This is a genomic window from Hymenobacter elongatus (genome assembly GCF_004745955.1).
Classification (GTDB): Bacteria; Bacteroidota; Bacteroidia; order Cytophagales; family Hymenobacteraceae; genus Hymenobacter; species Hymenobacter elongatus.
On the sequence record NZ_SRLD01000043.1, the window covers coordinates 25627 to 43245 of the forward strand.

Consider the following 17619-nt stretch of genomic DNA (forward strand, 5'->3'; position numbering starts at 1 on the left):
AGTGCTACCAGCCTTGCGTGATGAGGTCAATGATATAGCCGACTTGCTCCGAGGTAAGGTCGTCGTGCAAGGGCAGATGAATCTGGGTTTCGTCAAACCGCCGCTGATTCACCAGGTCCGGGCGCTTGCCCCCAAAAAGCGTGTTGTTGTCGATGCCATCGTGCACCACGGACGCGGCTACGCCCTTGGCTTTCAGGGCCCGAATGAACTGCAGGCGGTTTTCGACGTGCAGGCCAAACAGCCAGTGGGCGCTTTCCCGGTCGGCTTGGTGCTCAAATAAGTGCAAGCCAGGTACCTGCCGCAGGCCCGCTTCGTATTGGCGCACCAGCGCCCGGCGGCGGCTCATGCGTTCCTGAAACCCTTGCAGATTGGCCAAGCCCAAGGCGGCGGCATAGTCGCTGAGGTGGTATTTGTAGCCCACATCGGTCAGGTCGTACTCCCGCTCCCCGATTTCGGATACCGGCGAGTTGGCGCGGTCGATGCCGAACCAGCGGCGCCGGAACACGTGCTGCGCCTGCTCCGGGGTGCGGGCGCACAGGGCCCCGCCGTCGCCGGTAGTCAGGTGCTTGATGGCCTGAAAGGAGAAGCAGGTGAAGTCCGAAATAGAGCCAATCGGGCGGCCTTTATAGGTAGCACCTGGCGCGTGGGCCGCATCCTCGATAACAACCAGCCCGTGCCGCCGGGCAACAGCATGAATTTCGTCCAGGTCGCAGGGGTAGCCGCCCCAGTGCACGGCCATAATGGCTTTGGTGCGCGCCGTGATGCGGTGCTCGATGTCGGCGGGGTCGATGTTGCCGGTTTCGTACTGAACATCGGCAAAAACCGGCCTGGCTCCTACCTGCACCACCACGATGGCCGAGGCAATAAAGGTTTGGGGCGCCAGAATCACCTCGTCGCCGGGGCCCACGCCGGCCACTTCCAGCGCCAGGTGCAGGGCGCTGGTGCCGCTGTTGAGGGCGGCCGGATGCAGCATGCCCAGCTCTGCGCTCAGGCGGGTTTCAAATTCCTTCACCAGCTTGCCCTCACTTAGGAAGGTGCTGTGCAATACGGCCTGCACGCGCTGTGCCGCTTCGGGGTGCACAAACGTGGTAAACATGGCAATGGGCGCTGCAACCGACTCAAGAGGCCGCGCCGCCGATGCTGAAAGAGTAGCATGATCCATCATAATAAGGCAGAACAAGAGAGTACAAAAGAATACCGCAAGGTGAATCTCATGTCGAATTAGCATTATTTATTTAATATAAAAAATTTTAATAGTTATATTTTATCCTTTTCGCGCCGTAGACTTTGCTTCCTTAAATGAATGCACTCAGCCAAACAGCTTTTCTAAGTGCTTTGGCGTCACTCCTTTCGTTCCCAGGTAGCCGACTGCCACAAGCTACAGAGGATAGGCAAGGCATGCGCAGACTAATGCGTCAGGTGAGTAGCAACATATATACAGAGCAGCTACACGAATACGAAACCTAGGAGCTAACAGACCGGGCAGCACTCAGCAGGACACCCTCTGGCCCCTATTGGGAGGCAAAAGCGCTTACATGGTAGCAAGCCATCCGAATTCGGGAGTGGGCGCTGCTTGCCTGTTGCCGGAGGCATACTGCTAATTACTAGGAGAGTATCAAAATTTTGGCATTCAGTCGCCGAGACTGTTACGCACCAGTGCCCGAAAATCGCGCCTATCTGCCCAAAAATGCAGACCGACTAATATTCATTTAAATTTCATCTTTCTTAAACACAATTATACAAATTTTCATCACCCCCTTGCTAATTCGACAACTTTTGTACATTTGCATTGAACCTCTTTAACCATTATATAACTTTTCACAGTTGTTAAATGGTCAGGTTTTTCAAAAAGTGCTTATAAGACGTTCATTCTTCGTTTTCAATTGCACCGTATGATGAGCCGAATTTAGCTGGGCAGCCCGACTGCCAGCAGACCGGGACGAGATGTGCAGGAAGCCAAAAATCCTCAATTAGAATCAAAAAACAAGGTTTCTAAAAAATTGAGATGACAGAGAGGGATGAAAGGCGGAGTTGGGAGGCAGCTATTTGGCGCCGGATAGAAGAAGCCCTCACCCCCGAATTCCGTCACTAGCACTCAGAAGCCCCATTTTGAAATAATAGAACAAATTTAATTCAGGCAACTGGAACAAATTGGCTTCCGCCCTAGTTTAACCGTTCATTCATATATAGTTTTTTTCTTTCAAAAGCTCACAGAATGCAAAAAGGCACTGAAAACCGTTCTTCTTTCACGCTCAGCAACCGCTCCGGTGCTTGCTTTTTGCCTTTATCGGCGATGATGTTCATTTTCCTGCTGTTGTGCACCGGTCTTAACCAGGTGCAGGCACAGGCTCCCAGCGTGAGCTACGCCGGTCCATTGGTTATCACGCAAGGTGGTACCTACTCGGGCAACTACCGCAGCACCGACTCTAGCGTGCCAGCCATCCGGGTCCAAACCACGCAGCCAGTTATCATTGAGAACTGCATCATTGCTAGTGCAGGCGAGATGATTGATGCCCGCTACAGCGGCACGAGCCTGATTATCCGCAACAACCGCGGCTACGGCCTGACCCCCAGCGTCGATAATAAGGAGCGGGGCCACTTTGTGGCAACCAACCAGTCGAAGTCGCTGCGGATAGAAAACAACTACATGGAGCAGACGACCGGCATCAGCGTCCATATGTGGACCGGTGACGGCTCGGCTTCCCAGACGCTGACCGTGCGCTACAACCAGGCAAAAAACATTGATGCCCGCTACCGCAATGGCGGCAACACGTTCGGCAATTTTGTGGGCCTCGACAAGGTGTACAACCTGAAGAACATGGAAATCGCCTGGAACGAGGTGGTTAATGAGCCCAACAATAGCCGGGTGGAAGACAACATTGCCCTCTATAGCTCGGGTGGTACGGCCGATAACCCGTTCCGCATCCACGACAACTACGTGCAGGGCGCGTATCCCTTCCCGGCTACGGGCTCCGAGTTCACCGGCACGGGCATGATTGTGGACGGCGACCAGGCCAGCAACCAGGGCTTCATCGAAGCCTACGATAACCACTTCGTCTCGACCTGTAACTCGGCCATGAACATTGCCGGCGGCCACGACGTGTACTACCACCGCAACCGCATCGTGACCAGCGGCCTGATGCCAAACGGCACTCGCTTGAACTCTACCTACACGGGTATTGCCGTATTCAACTACTACGGTCAGGGAGCCAGCTTCGGCAACTTCAAGGTGGACAACAACACGATTGGCTACGTGCAGTGGGGCCGCAACAGCCCCTACCAGGACCGCCAGGACGAGGCCGACTACGGCTTCAAAATCCTGACCAACACCCAGCACCTGCCCAACCCCATCACCCTGCAAACCGAAAAAGACGAGTATACCCGCTGGCTCGGCAAAGTGTCGCAGAACGGCCTGAAAATCGGGGTTGGTGGCTCTAGCAACCCTACCCCGACCAACACGCCGCCCACGGTGAGCCTGAGTGTGCCCGCCACGGGTACGGTAGGCGCCGCCCTGACGCTGACGGCCACGGCCGCTGATGCCGATGGCTCGGTAAGCAAAGTGGAGTTCTTCAATGGCGCTACCAAGCTCGGCGAAGATACCTCGGCTCCTTACGCTCTGAACTACACGCCGACTGCCGCTGGCACCCTGAACCTGACGGCGCGGGCTACCGACAACGCTGGCGCAGCTACCGCAACGGCAGCTACTTCGGTTACCATCACGGCGGCCTCCACGGGTGGCGGCACAGGTGATGGCACCGGCACGGGTACCGGCACCGGCACTCCGGCCAATGCTACCTTCTTCCGCGCCCTGAACCTGGGTGGTGGTGCTACGACCATCGATGGCCGTACCTGGGAAGCCAGCGACAACGCTGCTAACTTCCAAATCAACGGCGCTTCCTTCGAAAATCAGAGCATTGCGCTGAACCCTGCTACCGACGCGGCCCGCGCTTCCATGATCCGCTCGTCGGTATACGACGGGGCTATCAGTGCGACGGTGAGCAACGTGGCCAACGGTACGTACCTGGTGTACCTCTATGTATGGGAGGACAACAATGCGGAAACTTTTAACATCAGCATAGAAGGCCAAACGGCACAAAGCGGCTACAACAGCGGCAGCGCTGGTCGCTGGGACCGTCTGGGCCCGTTCACGGCCAACGTTGCGGACAGCAACATCAGCATTGCTACCACCGGTGGCTACGCCAACCTGTCGGGTGTCGAAATCTGGAAGCAGGGTACCGCACCCGCCAATACGCCGCCCACGGTTAGCCTGGCAGCTCCGGCCACGGGTGTAGCTGGCACTGCCCTGAGCCTGACGGCTACGGCTGCCGATGCAAACGGCTCGGTAAGCAAAGTGGAGTTCTTCAACGGCGCTACCAAGCTCGGCGAAGATACCTCGGCTCCTTACGCCCTGAGCTGGACGCCTACCGCCGCCGGCACCTACAGCCTGACGGCCCGCGCTACGGACAATGCTGGTGCTACGGCTACGTCGGCCGCCGCTTCGGTGAACGTGACGGCTGCTACCAGCACGGCTACCCGCACCTTCTACCGCAGTGTCAACTTGAACGGTGGCGCTATTACGCTGGACGGCAACGCCTGGCAGGGTAGCGCAGCTCCCAACTACACGACCAACGGCACCAAGTTCGCCAACCAGAACGTTGTGCTGAACCCCGCTACGGATGCTACCCGGGCGAACATGATTCGCTCCTCGGTGTATGCTCCCGCCCTCAGCTTCAAGATGACTTCGGTTCCGAACGGCTCGTATGAGGTGTTTGTGTATGTGTGGGAAGACAACAACGCGGAGACTTTCAGCCTCTCGGTGAATGGTCAGTCGGCCCAGAGCAACATCAACAGCGGCACGGCTGGTAGCTGGAAGAAGCTGGGCCCATATGCTGCCAACGTAACGGCCGGCACCATCAGCATCACCAGCACCGGCGGCTACATCAACTTATCGGGGGTGGAAGTGTGGCGCAAGAACACCGGCACGGCGCTCAACGTGGCTCCTGCTGCCGCTAAGTCGACGGCCAGCGTATCAACCTTCCCTAACCCGGTGGTGGATGAGCTAAGCCTGGAAGTTGACGTACCGCAGACCGAGACCATGCGCGTCGCAATGCTCAACCAGAACGGCGCTACCGTGATGAACTCTTCCCTGACTTTTGCGCAGGGCACTTCGACCGAGCGTTTGGCAGTGCAGCAGCTGCCCGCCGGCCAGTACTACCTCAAGTTTCTGGATGGCTCCTTGGCCGGTAAAACCATGGCCGTCCTGAAGTAACGCCTGCGGCCTGACCGCCAATTCGTTGACACAAAGCCTGCTCCCGCAAAGGGGGCAGGCTTTTGTTGTTTTCAGCCACTGCCAGGCTTGGAACAGCCCCACGGTACGCTGCAGCTTACAGACTAAAGTTTATTCAATTTAATATTCAAATAGGTAAATAAATTTTCGGAAGCTGTTGCTATTGTAAATATAAATACAATAATTTGTCAATAAAGTTCTACTTAAGAAAGCAGTAGGCAAACATGTAATCACTGTACTCACTCACTGTCTATGAAGCGCGCACTCATCACCGGTATCACAGGGCAGGACGGAGCTTATCTGGCCGAACTGCTGCTCTCCAAGGGCTACGAAGTTCACGGCATTAAGCGCCGCTCGTCGCTGTTCAACACCGACCGTATCGACCATCTCTACCAGGATCTGCACGAGCAGCATGTGCGCTTCCGCCTCCACTACGGCGACTTATCCGACGCCACCAACCTGATCCGCATCGTGCAGGAGGTGCAGCCCGACGAGATTTACAACCTGGGGGCCATGTCGCACGTGAAAGTATCGTTCGACATGCCCGAGTACACCGCCGATGTAGATGGCGTGGGCACGCTGCGGCTGCTGGAAGCCATCCGCATCCTGGGGCTTTCGGCCAAAACCCGCATCTACCAGGCCTCGACGTCGGAGCTCTACGGGCTGGTACAGGAAGTGCCGCAGCGCGAAACCACTCCTTTCTACCCTCGCTCGCCCTACGCCGTGGCCAAGCTGTATGCGTACTGGATTACGGTAAATTACCGGGAAGCTTACGGCCTCTACGCCTGCAACGGCATTCTTTTCAACCACGAGTCGCCGCGCCGGGGCGAAACCTTCGTCACGCGTAAAATCACCCGCGCGGCGGCCCGCATTGCGCTGGGTCTGCAAGCCAAGCTGTACCTGGGCAACCTGGATTCGAAGCGCGACTGGGGCCACGCCAAAGATTACGTGGAAGCCATGTGGCGCATGCTCCAGCAAGACCAGCCCCGCGACTACGTCATTGCCACGGGTGTCACGACCCAGGTGCGCGAGTTTGTGCGGCTGGCATTTGCGGAGTTGGGCATCGAGCTGAACTTCAGCGGGGAAGGCGTGGCCGAAGTAGGCCACGTAGTAGCCTGCCACAACCCCGATTTCCAGGTAGCCACCGGCAAAATAGTAGTGGCCGTGGACCCCGCTTACTTCCGGCCTACGGAAGTGGAGTTGCTCATCGGCGACCCAACGCGCGCCCAAACCGAGCTGGACTGGCACCCCACATACGACCTACCGGCCCTGGTCAGCGACATGGTACAGAGCGACTTGCGCCTGTTTCAGCGCGACGCGGTGCTCGTAGAGGCCGGCCATTCGGTGCTCAACTATCACGACGAATAGGCTGCCGCCCTGGCGGCTGCCGACCACGGCGCAACCCCTCGTTATTCTCTTCCCTTTTTGGTATCTTTTTACTGGCGCCGGTCGGTGTGTATCCGGCTGGACTACTAGTTCGGTCTTTGTGGCACATCTCGTGCTCCATTTCTTCCCCTTCTGTTTGTGTTATGGAAAAAAATGCCAAAATCTACGTGGCGGGCCATCGTGGTATGGTAGGTGCGGCTTTGGTGCGCAAATTGACCCGCGCGGGTTACCCCAACCTAGTGGTGCGTACCTCGGCTGAGCTGGACTTACGGGACCAAGTGGCCGTAGCCGAATTCTTTGCCCAGGAAAAACCCGACTATGTGCTGCTGGCCGCGGCCAAAGTAGGCGGCATCGTGGCCAACAACACCTACCGCGCCGACTTCATCTATGAAAACCTGATGATTCAGACCAACGTCATTCATCAGAGCCATGTGCACGGGGTAAAAAAGCTGTTATTTCTGGGGTCGTCCTGCATCTATCCGCGCCAGGCTCCGCAGCCCATTCGGGAAGATTACGTGCTGACCGGCCCCCTGGAACACACCAATGAGCCGTACGCCGTGGCCAAAATAGCGGGGCTGAAGATGTGTGAGGCTTACCGGGCACAGTACGACGACAATTTTATTGCCGTGATGCCTGCCAACCTCTACGGCCCCGGCGACAACTACGACCTGCACAACTCCCACGCGCTACCGGCCTTGCTGCGCAAGTTCAGCGAGGCCGTAGCCGGCGGCCACGACCGGGTGGAAGTGTGGGGCACGGGTAAGCCGCGCCGCGAGTTTCTGCACGTCGATGATCTGGCCGATGCCTGCCTGCACCTGATGCTGCACTACAACGACGCCGCCCCCGTGAACGTGGGCCCCGGCCAGGATCTTACCATTCAGGAGCTGGCCGAGCTTATTGCGGAGCTGGTGGGCTTTACGGGCGAAATCGAGTTCGACTTTTCGCGACCCGATGGCACTATGCGCAAAGTATTGGACGTGAGCAAGCTGCACGGCCTGGGCTGGCACCACCGCATTCGGCTGGAAGCGGGCCTCCGGGCCGTGCTGGATTCGGAAGAATGGCGGGCCGTCTCGCCCCGCCGCACGCTGGTGCCCCAGCCTTCTGAGTAGCTCCGTCCCTTTTAGCCTACAGACTTGTTCCTGAATAAAGCGAAACGAAAAAAGGCCGTCATGCTCATCTGGCGTCCGCTTGTCGAAGCATCTCTACCGCGGTGGTAAGTAGCATTGCGGTAGAGATGCTTCGACAAGCGGACGCCAGATGAGCATGACAGCCAAATTTTAGCATCGGGTCCTAATTCAGGAACAAGTCTTACACCTATTGCCCACCTTCTACACGCTGTGCTATGCCTGAACTGGTAACAAAAGGCCAACGCTGGGTGAGCCGGCGCCTACGGGAGCTATTGCCGTACCGCGGGCACTACCGCCCCCTGGGCGTGCATACCACCAGCCAGAACCTGGCGGCTACGCCCCGTCGCGGAGCCTCTTACGTGGAACTGTATGCGCCGACAACGACGTACCTGGCCGTGAATGACGAGCTATACGCCCACACCACCGACTACGGCGGCCTGCACGCCAAACCCAACCGCACCGAACACGCGCCCGCCGCCTTCGTGCTGACGCTGGAGCACGGCCGCCTGCTGGCCGACAACAACCAGAGCGTCGCCATTATCAGCGCCGACAACAAGCTGGTGGGAGATGTTTCCTTCCAGTACGACGGGCGGCGCTCGGACCTGGCCCGGCCGGAAGACAACAATGTGTTTCAGCTGCGCTGGTTTTCGGCCCCCGTGCGGGTGCGGGGCACGGTGTGTAGCCTGCTCTCGGGCGGCGGCGCGGCCGTGGGCAACTATTACCACTGGCTGATCGACTCGCTGCCGCGCCTGCACCTGCTCAAGGAAGCCGGACTGTGGGACTCGGTGGATTACTTTCTGATCTATGACCGGAACCGGCGCTTTGTCGTGGATTCGCTGCTGGCCATGGGCATCCGGCCCGAACAGCTGCTCGACCTGAGTACCCACCGCCACCTGGTAGCCGACCGGCTGGTGGTGACGTCGCCGGTGCGGGGCTCCGGCACGCACACGCCCGAGTGGGCCTGCTCCTTCCTGCGGCGGGCGCTGTTGCCGGCCGCTGCCCCGGAAACATTCAGCCCCTACGTGTACCTCAGCCGCAGCGACGCCCCGGCCCGCCACGTGCTCAACGAGGCGGCCGTGGAAGAGATGCTCCGGCCCTACGGATTTCAAACCCACGTTCCGGGCCAGTATACGCTGGCCCAGCAGATAGCACTGTTTGCCGGGGCCCGGCTGGTGGTGGCTCCTACGGGCGCGGCCCTGGCCAACCTGGTTTTCGTGCCGCCCGGCACGCCGGTTATCGAGTTGTTTCCCAAGCACTTCACGGTAGTAGAATACCCGGAGCTTTGCCACCGCCTTGGGTTGCCCCACCAGTTTTTGGTAGCCGATGCCGCCCGTGGCGAGCTGCACTCGCGCCGCGAAGGCTGGCGCGAAGACCTCACCATCGACCTGGTAGCCCTTGAACATTGCCTACGCCAAGCCCTACCTACCGCCGCCACGCACTCCCACTGACTACTCTACCAACCACACTCCTTTTCTTCACGCTCTATGTCGTTCCTGCGTAATTTTTTATTCCGAGCACGGCGTCGCAGCGGTAGTATACTGCGCGACTTAGTACCCTACAACGAGCATTACCGCCCCACGCATATTCATGTGAACAGCCAAGCGTGGGCGGACCGACCGGAAAGTGATGCTACCTACAGTGAAATCTATTCGGGGTATGTCTCTGAGCTACAGGTCCCGAAGGAGTTCATTGTGCTGCGGCCTTCCTACTACGACCCGATGCTGGAACAGGAGCAGGTGCCACCGGTTTTTGTGCTCACTCTGCCGGGAGGCCGCATCAATGTTGACAATGGCAATAGCGTCGCTATTATCGCCGCCGACAACGGCTTAGTGGGCGATGCATCGCTGCAATTCTCGGCCAGCAACTATTCCCTGGCTCCGGCCGCTACAAATCCGGTGCTACGGCAGCGCTACTTCCAGCCCCCCGTGCGGGTGCAGGGTACCGTGTGCAGCCTGCTTTCGGGCGGCGGCGCAGCCATGGGCAACTGCTACCATTGGCTGCTCGACTCGCTGCCCCGGCTGCACTTGGTGCAGGAAGCAGGCCTCTGGAATTCTATTGACTGCTTCCTGATTTATAGCCGTAAGCACCGGTTCGCCGTCGAGTCGCTGTTGGAGCTGGGCATCCGCGATGAGCAGATTCTGGACGTGCAGCAGCATTCACACCTCCAGGCCGAGCGGCTGGTGGTCACGTCGTCGGTGCGGGGCGGTGGGCACCATGCCCCGCTGTGGGTCAGCGACTTCATGAAACAAGCCTACATGCCAGCGGCCGCAAAGCTGACGCGGCGGTACAGTCCTTTTGTGTACATCAGCCGCCGCGATGCGGCCTTCCGTCGGGTGCGCAACGAGGCCGACGTGGAAGCCCTGTTGGCTCCTTATGGCTTCGAAACCTATGCACTCAGTGAGCTGAGCCTGCTCGAAAAAGCGGCGCTGTTTGCCGGAGCCCGTGTAGTGATTGGCCCCGTGGGAGCCGGGCTGGTGAACATTCTCTTTTGCGCGCCGGGCACTTCCCTTATCGAGTTTTTGCCCCGCAACCTCGTGGTAGGTGACTACCTCGATTTGACCACCCGCCTGCACATGGCACACTACCCACTTATTAGCTGCCGCGACGACGCCTCGGGCCGGAAAGCCTCTGCCGACCGCCAAGACGACCTAACCGTGGATCTGCAAGCCCTTGGCACAGCCTTGCACCAAGCGCTGCGCCAGCCCCAGATGCAGCCTGCTTGAGGGCGGCATTGCCAAGCCGATTTTAATTTCCAACTCGCTCCGTAGGTGCTTCTTCCGTTCGCTTCCAGCCGTCCTGCTTATGCCTTCCGTTCTGCTCTCTATCGTTACCTGGAACAGCGCCGCTGTTATTGAGGCTTGCCTGCACTCGGTGCTGGCCCAGCGCTACACCGACTTCGAAGTGTGGGTAGTCGATAACGCGTCGGCCGATGACACCCGGGAACGGGTGGCGGCGGTGGCGGCTACCGATGCCCGCGTGCAGCTACACAGCCTACCGCGCAACACGGGCTTTTGCGGCGGCCACAACTATGCTCTTGACCGCACCTACTCGGAGGCTGTGCTGCTGGTGAACCCCGACATTGAGCTGGAGCCCGACTACCTGGCCCGCGCCATGGCTACCCTGCGCACCGATGCGCGCATCGGCACGGTCTGCGGCCTGCTGCTACAGAGCCACGAGGCGAATCCGCGCATCGACAGCACCGGCATGGAAGCCTTGCCGGATGGCCGTTTTCGGCTGCGGCACCACGGCCAGCTCCTGCTTACCGCCGGCCTCGCGGCGGGCCCCGTAGATGGTGCGGATGGGGCTTTGCCCCTGTACCGGCGGACTTTCATTGACGACTTGCGGGTGGAAGGACAGTTCTTCGATGAGCGTTTTTTTGCGCACAAAGAGGATTGGGACATTGCCTGGCGCTCCCGGCTTTTTGGCTGGCACACGGTGTTCGAGCCGGCCTGCCGGGCGCTACACCCCCGCGAGTTTCGACCGGCCAATCTACGGGTGCGCCTTCGCCTGAGCGGTACCATTAAAGCGGATGCCGTAAAAAACCAGTGGCTGCTGCTGCTCAAAAATCCGCCCCGCCGCGACCTGCCAGGAATGTGGCTGCGGGCATTGCCCCGCCAACTCGGCATTCTGCTGTATTGCCTGGTGCTGGAGCGGGCTTCGCTGCGGGCCTATGCCTATATCTGGCAGCACTGGAGCAGTATTCTGGAAACGCGCCGCCTGATCCAGACCCGTGTTCGGCAGCAGGAGGCGCAAGGGTTTTTCGGCTTGTCCACTGAGCCGCTAAGCCCGGGGTCTCGCGTGACGAATATGGCTACCGACCTTGTGTAGCTGTAGCAGCACCTAGCCATCGATATACACAAGCCTTATAAGCCACTAAGAGGCTATCCAAATAGGGCTTAATTTAGGGGCATGGCGACGACGCAAGAATTTACCATTTCCGATGCGCTCTGGACGCGGCTGGCCCCGCTTCTGCCTGTTCACGTCCCGAAGGCGCACCCGTTGGGCCGCCACCGCCAGCGCCTTGCTGACCGCGACGTGTTGGATGCCATATTGTTTGTGCTGCGCACGGGCTGCCAATGGAAAGCCTTGGATGCGACCGGATTGGTGAAAGGCTCCACGGCCCACAGCCGCTTTCAGCAGTGGGTAGAGGCCGGGGTGTTTGCCCGGCTCTGGGACGAAGCCTTGCAGGACTATGACGACTTGATTGGCTTAAACTTCGCCTGGATGGCGCTCGACGGCTCGCTGCACAAAGCGCCGCTGGGCGGGAAAAAAAACGGGCCCCAACCCCACGGACCGGGGCAAAGGCGGCGTCAAGCGCAGCTTGCTGACCGAGGCGCGGGGCATCCCGGTGGGCCTGGTGCTGGACGGGGCGAATCGGCATGACATGAAACTGACCGAAAGCACGTTGATGAGCCTGCCCCCGGCAGCAGAAGCGGCCTGCGCTACTCACCGGGACGCCGGTCACGCGCAACAGCTGTGCCTGGACGCGGGCTACGACTACGCCCAGGTGCGCGAAATCGTGGCCGCCCACGGCTACACGGCCCACATCCGGCCCCGGGGAGAAGAAGCGCAGTCCAAGAAAGCGGGCCAAAAGGCCCGCCGTTGGGTGGTCGAGCGCACCCATTCCTGGCTCAACCGCTTCCGCCACCTGCTCACCCGCTGGGCCAAGAAGCCCGAAAACTACTTGGCCATGCTGCATTTTGCCTGCGCTCGAATCACCTGGTACAATTGCCTATTTGGATAGCCTCTAAGCAGGCTAGCGCTGCCCATTGGGCACGCATAGCTCTTTTAGTGGGCACTACCCATAGCCGCCTGGCTGTAGCCGGGCGACTGTACGCGTTCTATGTGTGGCTTTCCGTTGGCTGTTGCTACGCTCTATTACAGGATTTCCGGTGGTTTACATGTAAGAATGCCTCTTTTATAAAATTTTGCCATCAAATAATATGCCTTTAGAAATGTTTAATACAAATTAAAATTAAAAACTTGCAATAAATATAAAAATCGTTAGCTTTGGTAAGGGTACTATTCTGTTGGACTTTACAAAGCTTGCTTATGAAAACTCTGTCTACTCTTTCGTACGGGCTGCGCCTGGCTGTTTGTTGTGCAGTGGGGGTGCTAGCCGGTGGGCTGCCGCTTGTTTCTACCCCTTGCCAGGGAGCAACCAAGTCCCCAGACAATAGCCTTGTGGCCACCGAACGGCCCATTACGAGCCTGATTCGGCCGATGAGCCCCGCCGACATTGCTGCCACTTCAGCGGTAGTGAGCTTCACGCTGGTGAATGCTGATACTGACCAGGATATTCAGCTGTTGGCCGCCGGGGCGACGCTGAATCTTGGGACGCTGCCGACGCGCAACCTGAATATTCGGGCTACTACCGATCCGGGCGTGGTGGGCAGCGTGGTGTTTGCCCTGAGTGGCACCCAAACGAAGAATCTCACTGAAAGTGTGGCTCCCTATGCGCTATTCAGCGATTTTCAGGGCGACTACTTCGTTTGGACGCCCGCCGTGGGTGCGTATTCTCTCACAGCTACGCCCTACTCCGAGGCCGGAGGTGGCGGCGAGGCTGGCACTCCCCTCACGCTAAATTTCACCGTCATTGACCCCACTGCCACCCTAACGAGCTTTATCTTGGTCGATGCCGACACCGACCAGGATATCCAGACCATTGCGTCGGGGGCTACGCTAAACCTGACGACACTGCCCACGCGCAATCTGAATATTCGGGTCAATACCAATGCCTCGCCGGTGGGCAGTATCGTATTCGCGCTGAGCGGGCAGCAAACGCAAAGCATAACCGAAAGTATTGCCCCTTATGCGCTATTTGGCGACTTCCAGGGCAATTATAACGTCTGGACACCAACGGTGGGCACCTACTCGCTCACGGCCACACCCTACTCGGAAGCCAACGGCGCGGGCAACCCCGGCACGGCGCTGTCAATCAGCTTTAGCGTGGTCGACGTCAATGGCAGCGTAAGCAGCTTCACGCTGGTGAATGCCGACACGGACCAGGATATTCAAACCATTGCGCCGGGGGCCACGCTAAACCTAGCGACGCTGCCGACCCGAAACTTAAATATTCGGGCCAATACCAGCCCGGCCACAGTTGGCAGCGTAGTGTTTGCCATGAGCGGGCAGCAGTCGGGAAGCGTGACGGAAAGCGTGGTTCCGTACGCCATGTTTGGAGATGTGCAGGGCGATTATAACGTTTGGACCCCTGCCGTTGGCACCTATACGCTTACGGCTACCCCGTTTCCGTTGGCTGCTGCTGGTGGCACGGCCGGTACGGCTCTCACGCTCAGCTTCAGCGTAGTAGATAATGTCAATCCGCTGCCAGTTACCCTCACGGCTTTCACGGTGCAGACGCAGGGCCAGGCCGTGCAGTTGAGCTGGAGCACGGCCAGCGAGCTGAATAACCGTGAATTCGTGGTGCAGCGCAGCTTGGATGGGCGCATATTCGCGGACCTGATTACGATTCCTGGCCAGGGTAGTACGGCCACGGCCCACCAGTATGTGTACCTCGATACCCAGGTTCCTGCTACGGCTACGGTATTCTACTACCGGTTGCGCCAGATTGATTACAGCGGCGAATCGGTCTTCTCGCCCATCCGGACCGTGACCGTGCCAGCGGACGTGAGCCTGCTCCAGGTCTATCCGACGGTGGTAGCCGATGGGCGGCTGCACTACCTGCTGGCAGGCGAGCCCCCGCACAACGGTCAACTGGAGCTGTTTACCATGCAAGGCCGACGAGTGGGGCTGTATCCGGTAGTCACCGATGCTTCCGGCATCATACCAACCAAAGACCTGCCCGTGGGTGTCTACATGGTCCGTTTCACGTCCGCGGCCGGCAGCGCCATGACGCGGTTCGTGGTACCCTAAGCCAGTAACTACTCTACTCCCACCACCGTCGAAAAAGCCAGGCCGCCGAATGGGCAGCCTGGCTTTTTTGACGGTCATTGAATGGATTCTCTACCCTGCTATGACGGCAGTCGGCCGGGTAAGAATGAGCGGTACGGCACGGCGGTAGTAGTAATGCCAGTAGCAGGTTCAGAAGGGAGTTACGCTACGTGACGTAAGTAGCACAGGTCGCCACGAGCGCGGCGGCGGGCCTTTTTCTGTGTTCTGGTTGTTATTACGTCAGGCTATATAGCCAGGAAGTAAAGTGAATGTCATGCTTCGACAAGCGGGCGCCAGATAAGGCATACCGTTCGCAGAAAGCAACATACCCTCAAAAGCGCCATGGGCCACACAGCCTACAGCAGGCTGCTTAGGCTTGTTGGAAATTGCACTTCCTCGACAAGCGGATGCCAGATCAAGCAGGACACGGAAATCAAACTGCCACACAAGCTTTTAGAAGCGGAGCAGCTTGAGGCGAGTGGTGAGCGCAGGGCTTTTCAACGACAGGTAATAGACGCCTGGTGCCAGCATCTGCCCCGACCAATCCAGCACCAGCTCTCCAGCTTGCGCATCCACGGGTTGGGCACCGCTGGCGACCATACTCCCCAGCGCAGAAACCAAGGTGTAGGTGATGGTTCCGGCTTCTGCTGCGGGCAATGCCACTACGAAGCGCCCATCGTACGATGGATTCGGATAAGCCCGCGCCGCACCGCTGGCAGCCACGCGTAGCTGTCGCGTAGCCTGAGCCTGGGTGTTTGGCAGTGGCTGTCCGAGCACGTTAAAGCTCACCGTCAGAGCTTTGCCAGCATCTCCCACTGCGCCCGCTTCAGCGTAGGGCGTGGCCGTAATGGTATACGAACCAGTTGTGGGGATCCAACCATTATAGTTGCCGTTGGCATCGGAGAACAGCGCGTAGGGGGCCATTGATTCGGTACGTACCTGCTCTTGGGTCCCGGTTAAAACCACTGCTACGCTGCCCACCACGGCCGGGCTGGTATTGACCCGAATGTTCAGGTTTTGGGTCGGTAACGCCGCTAAATCGAGCATAGCACCTGACGTAATATCCTGAATATCTTGGTCGGTGTCGGCATTGACCAGCGTGAAGCTCGTCACTGTGGCTTGTGTAGCAGTGTTCACGACAGTGAAAGTCAGCGTGAGCGGCGAGCCGGCGGCCCCGCCCCCACCCGCTTCGCTGTAAGCAATAGCGGTGAGCGAGTACGAGCCTACGGCGGGGGTCCAGGCGTTATAGTCGCCGCCCGCATCCGAAAACAGCGCGTATGGAGCCTGCGACTCAGTCTGGTCGCGGGTGTCGGCACCAGTGAGGCTGAATCGCACGCTGCCCACGGCAGCAGGCGTAGTGGTAGCTCGGATATTCAGGTTGCGCGTCGGCAAGGTCGCCAGGTTCAGCGTTGCGTCCGTTGCCAGCGGCTGAATGTCCAGGTCGGTGTCGGCATTCACCAGCGTGTAGCTTGTCACGGCTGGTGGGGGCGGCGGTGGGGGCAGCGGGGCGAAGGTGGCTGTTATGGTCTTGGCAGCTGTCATGGCCACGGCCAGCGGGTTGGCGCTGCCCGTGGCGTCGCCGCTCCAGCCCACGAATTGCTGCCCGCTGCCGGGCGTGGCCGTCAGCGTCGCCACCGTCCCGGCGGCATACGTGGCCTGGTCCGGGCTCCGGCTCACCGTGCCTGCGCCACTGGCGGCAGTAGCCAGTGGATAGAAAGTACTCACCGGGGTGTCAAGTAGGGCTTGCAAGGCCGTGTACCAACGGGCCGCCATCCTCTCTTCGCCGACCTCGTTTAAGTGAATACCGTCGTAGGTTTCGGTAACTGGGTTCACTCCCGTGTTGTGGTCCACGATAGTCACGGGCGACTGCGGCGTCGATTTTTGCTGGGCCAGCTCCGGCAGCAGCGCATTCAGAGCCGTAATGTTTTCATTGCCAGGGCTGAGGGAAGTCGGCAGCAGCTGGGCGAGCAGAATCTTCACCGTAGGATGACCCATGCGCGACGCGTCGATGATTTCGCCCAGCTCAACACGGGTACCAGTGAGGCTGCTGTTCTGAATCATATCGTTGGAGCCGATGTGCATCAACACCACATCGGGTTTGTAGGTGGCGGCCCAGCCCTGAGCAGAAAACAGCAGCCAGCCAGCCCTAGTGTCCCTCGTGGTCGAGGTCAAAATCGGGAGTTGGCGTCGGGCCTTGGTAATTACCCTGCTGCGAGCCCACGAAATCGACGCTGTAGCCGCCCGCCTGAAGCTTCTGCCACAGTGGCCGCCGGTAGGAATTATGCTTGTCGTCCCCTTGCGTTGCAGACGACCCCAGCGGCATGATTTTCACTTGAGCCGAAGCACACTGCGGCCCCAGCAACGCCAAAACCATGTGCAGCGCTACCAGATGGCGGCCACGAAGAAAATATGAAAAGAGGTGGAAAAAGGGGGCGTACATAGGTGCAACATAAAGAGTGGTGATATGGACAAATCTGTCATTCTAGTGCTTAGTCAGGAGAATTAGCTGTACAAACCTTTTGATAGTGTCGGGTTAGTTTCTCACATGCCTTATCGAGCGAGAATTGCCAGTTGACTGTTGCTCGCCGGGCGTTGCGTTCCGCCACACAGGCGTCGACGTGCGCGCTCAGGTCGTCCTGGGTGGGGATGCGCTGGTGCAGGCACTGGCGGGCGATGGCCGAGAGTTCGAGTTCGACCATGTTCAGCCAGGAAGCATTTTTGGGCGTGTAATGGACCTCGAAGCGGGCAGCCAGCGCGCGAGCCTGTTCGGCGGGCAGATGCTGGTAAAAGACGGCATGGGTATGGGTATTGAGGTTGTCCTGCACCAGCACGATTTTCTTGGCCTGCGGGTAAGCGGCGGCCAAGCCGCGCATGAAGCGGCAGTAGTCAGCCCCGGTGCGGCGGGCCGAGACCTCGACCAGGCGC

Annotated in this window: 12 protein-coding genes; 8 read left to right on the forward strand and 4 right to left on the reverse strand. The window is 59.0% G+C overall.

Annotated features, from left to right (window positions below; all coding sequences use genetic code 11):
- Positions 1-4 precede the first annotated feature (4 nt).
- On the reverse strand, positions 5-1096 hold the full coding sequence (locus E5J99_RS17840) for a DegT/DnrJ/EryC1/StrS family aminotransferase (RefSeq protein ID WP_167852202.1): 1092 nt from the start codon (positions 1094-1096) through the stop codon (positions 5-7).
- A gap of 1119 nt (positions 1097-2215) precedes the next feature.
- Between E5J99_RS17840 and E5J99_RS17845 the strand changes: the two genes are divergently transcribed.
- From E5J99_RS17845 to E5J99_RS17880, 8 genes are all read left to right on the forward strand, one after another.
- On the forward strand, positions 2216-5269 hold the full coding sequence (locus E5J99_RS17845; RefSeq protein ID WP_135499178.1) for an Ig-like domain-containing protein: 3054 nt from the start codon (positions 2216-2218) through the stop codon (positions 5267-5269).
- 270 nt (positions 5270-5539) lie between these two features.
- Positions 5540-6655 (forward strand): GDP-mannose 4,6-dehydratase, encoded by a 1116-nt coding sequence (gmd, locus tag E5J99_RS17850; protein WP_135499179.1) that lies wholly within the window; start codon positions 5540-5542, stop codon positions 6653-6655.
- Between the two features lie 161 nt (positions 6656-6816).
- Positions 6817-7782, forward strand: coding sequence for a GDP-L-fucose synthase family protein (locus E5J99_RS17855; RefSeq protein ID WP_135499180.1), 966 nt, complete (start codon positions 6817-6819; stop codon positions 7780-7782).
- 233 nt (positions 7783-8015) lie between these two features.
- A complete protein-coding gene (locus E5J99_RS17860) occupies positions 8016-9248 on the forward strand; it encodes a glycosyltransferase family 61 protein (RefSeq protein ID WP_135499181.1) in 1233 nt (410 codons plus the stop codon).
- Between the two features lie 36 nt (positions 9249-9284).
- Entirely contained in the window at positions 9285-10523 is a 1239-nt protein-coding gene (locus E5J99_RS17865; protein ID WP_135499182.1) for a glycosyltransferase family 61 protein, read from the forward strand.
- A gap of 79 nt (positions 10524-10602) precedes the next feature.
- Complete coding sequence (locus E5J99_RS17870) at positions 10603-11628, forward strand: glycosyltransferase family 2 protein (RefSeq protein ID WP_135499183.1); 1026 nt, start codon at positions 10603-10605, stop codon at positions 11626-11628.
- Positions 11629-11709: 81 nt separating this feature from the next.
- Positions 11710-12544, forward strand: a protein-coding gene (locus E5J99_RS17875) for an IS5 family transposase (protein ID WP_394345957.1) whose coding sequence is annotated in 2 segments (ribosomal slippage) — positions 11710-12060 and positions 12062-12544 — 834 coding nt in all. Because the reading frame shifts where the segments join, the coding sequence is not laid out codon by codon here.
- Positions 12545-12984: 440 nt separating this feature from the next.
- Positions 12985-14676: a T9SS type A sorting domain-containing protein gene (locus E5J99_RS17880; RefSeq protein ID WP_135499185.1), complete on the forward strand. Its 1692-nt coding sequence runs from the start codon at positions 12985-12987 to the stop codon at positions 14674-14676.
- 471 nt (positions 14677-15147) lie between these two features.
- On the opposite strand, the gene E5J99_RS17885 is transcribed toward E5J99_RS17880, so the two are convergent.
- The 3 genes from E5J99_RS17885 to E5J99_RS17895 all read right to left on the reverse strand — a co-directional run.
- Positions 15148-16866, reverse strand: coding sequence for an InlB B-repeat-containing protein (locus tag E5J99_RS17885; protein ID WP_135499186.1), 1719 nt, complete (start codon positions 16864-16866; stop codon positions 15148-15150).
- On the reverse strand, positions 16841-17134 hold the full coding sequence (locus E5J99_RS17890) for a hypothetical protein (protein ID WP_135499187.1): 294 nt from the start codon (positions 17132-17134) through the stop codon (positions 16841-16843). The genes E5J99_RS17885 and E5J99_RS17890 overlap by 26 nt, the downstream gene beginning before the upstream one ends.
- Positions 17135-17183: 49 nt before the next feature.
- Positions 17184-17619: transposase (locus E5J99_RS17895; RefSeq protein ID WP_210114479.1), on the reverse strand; the 436-nt coding region annotated here is incomplete at its 5' end.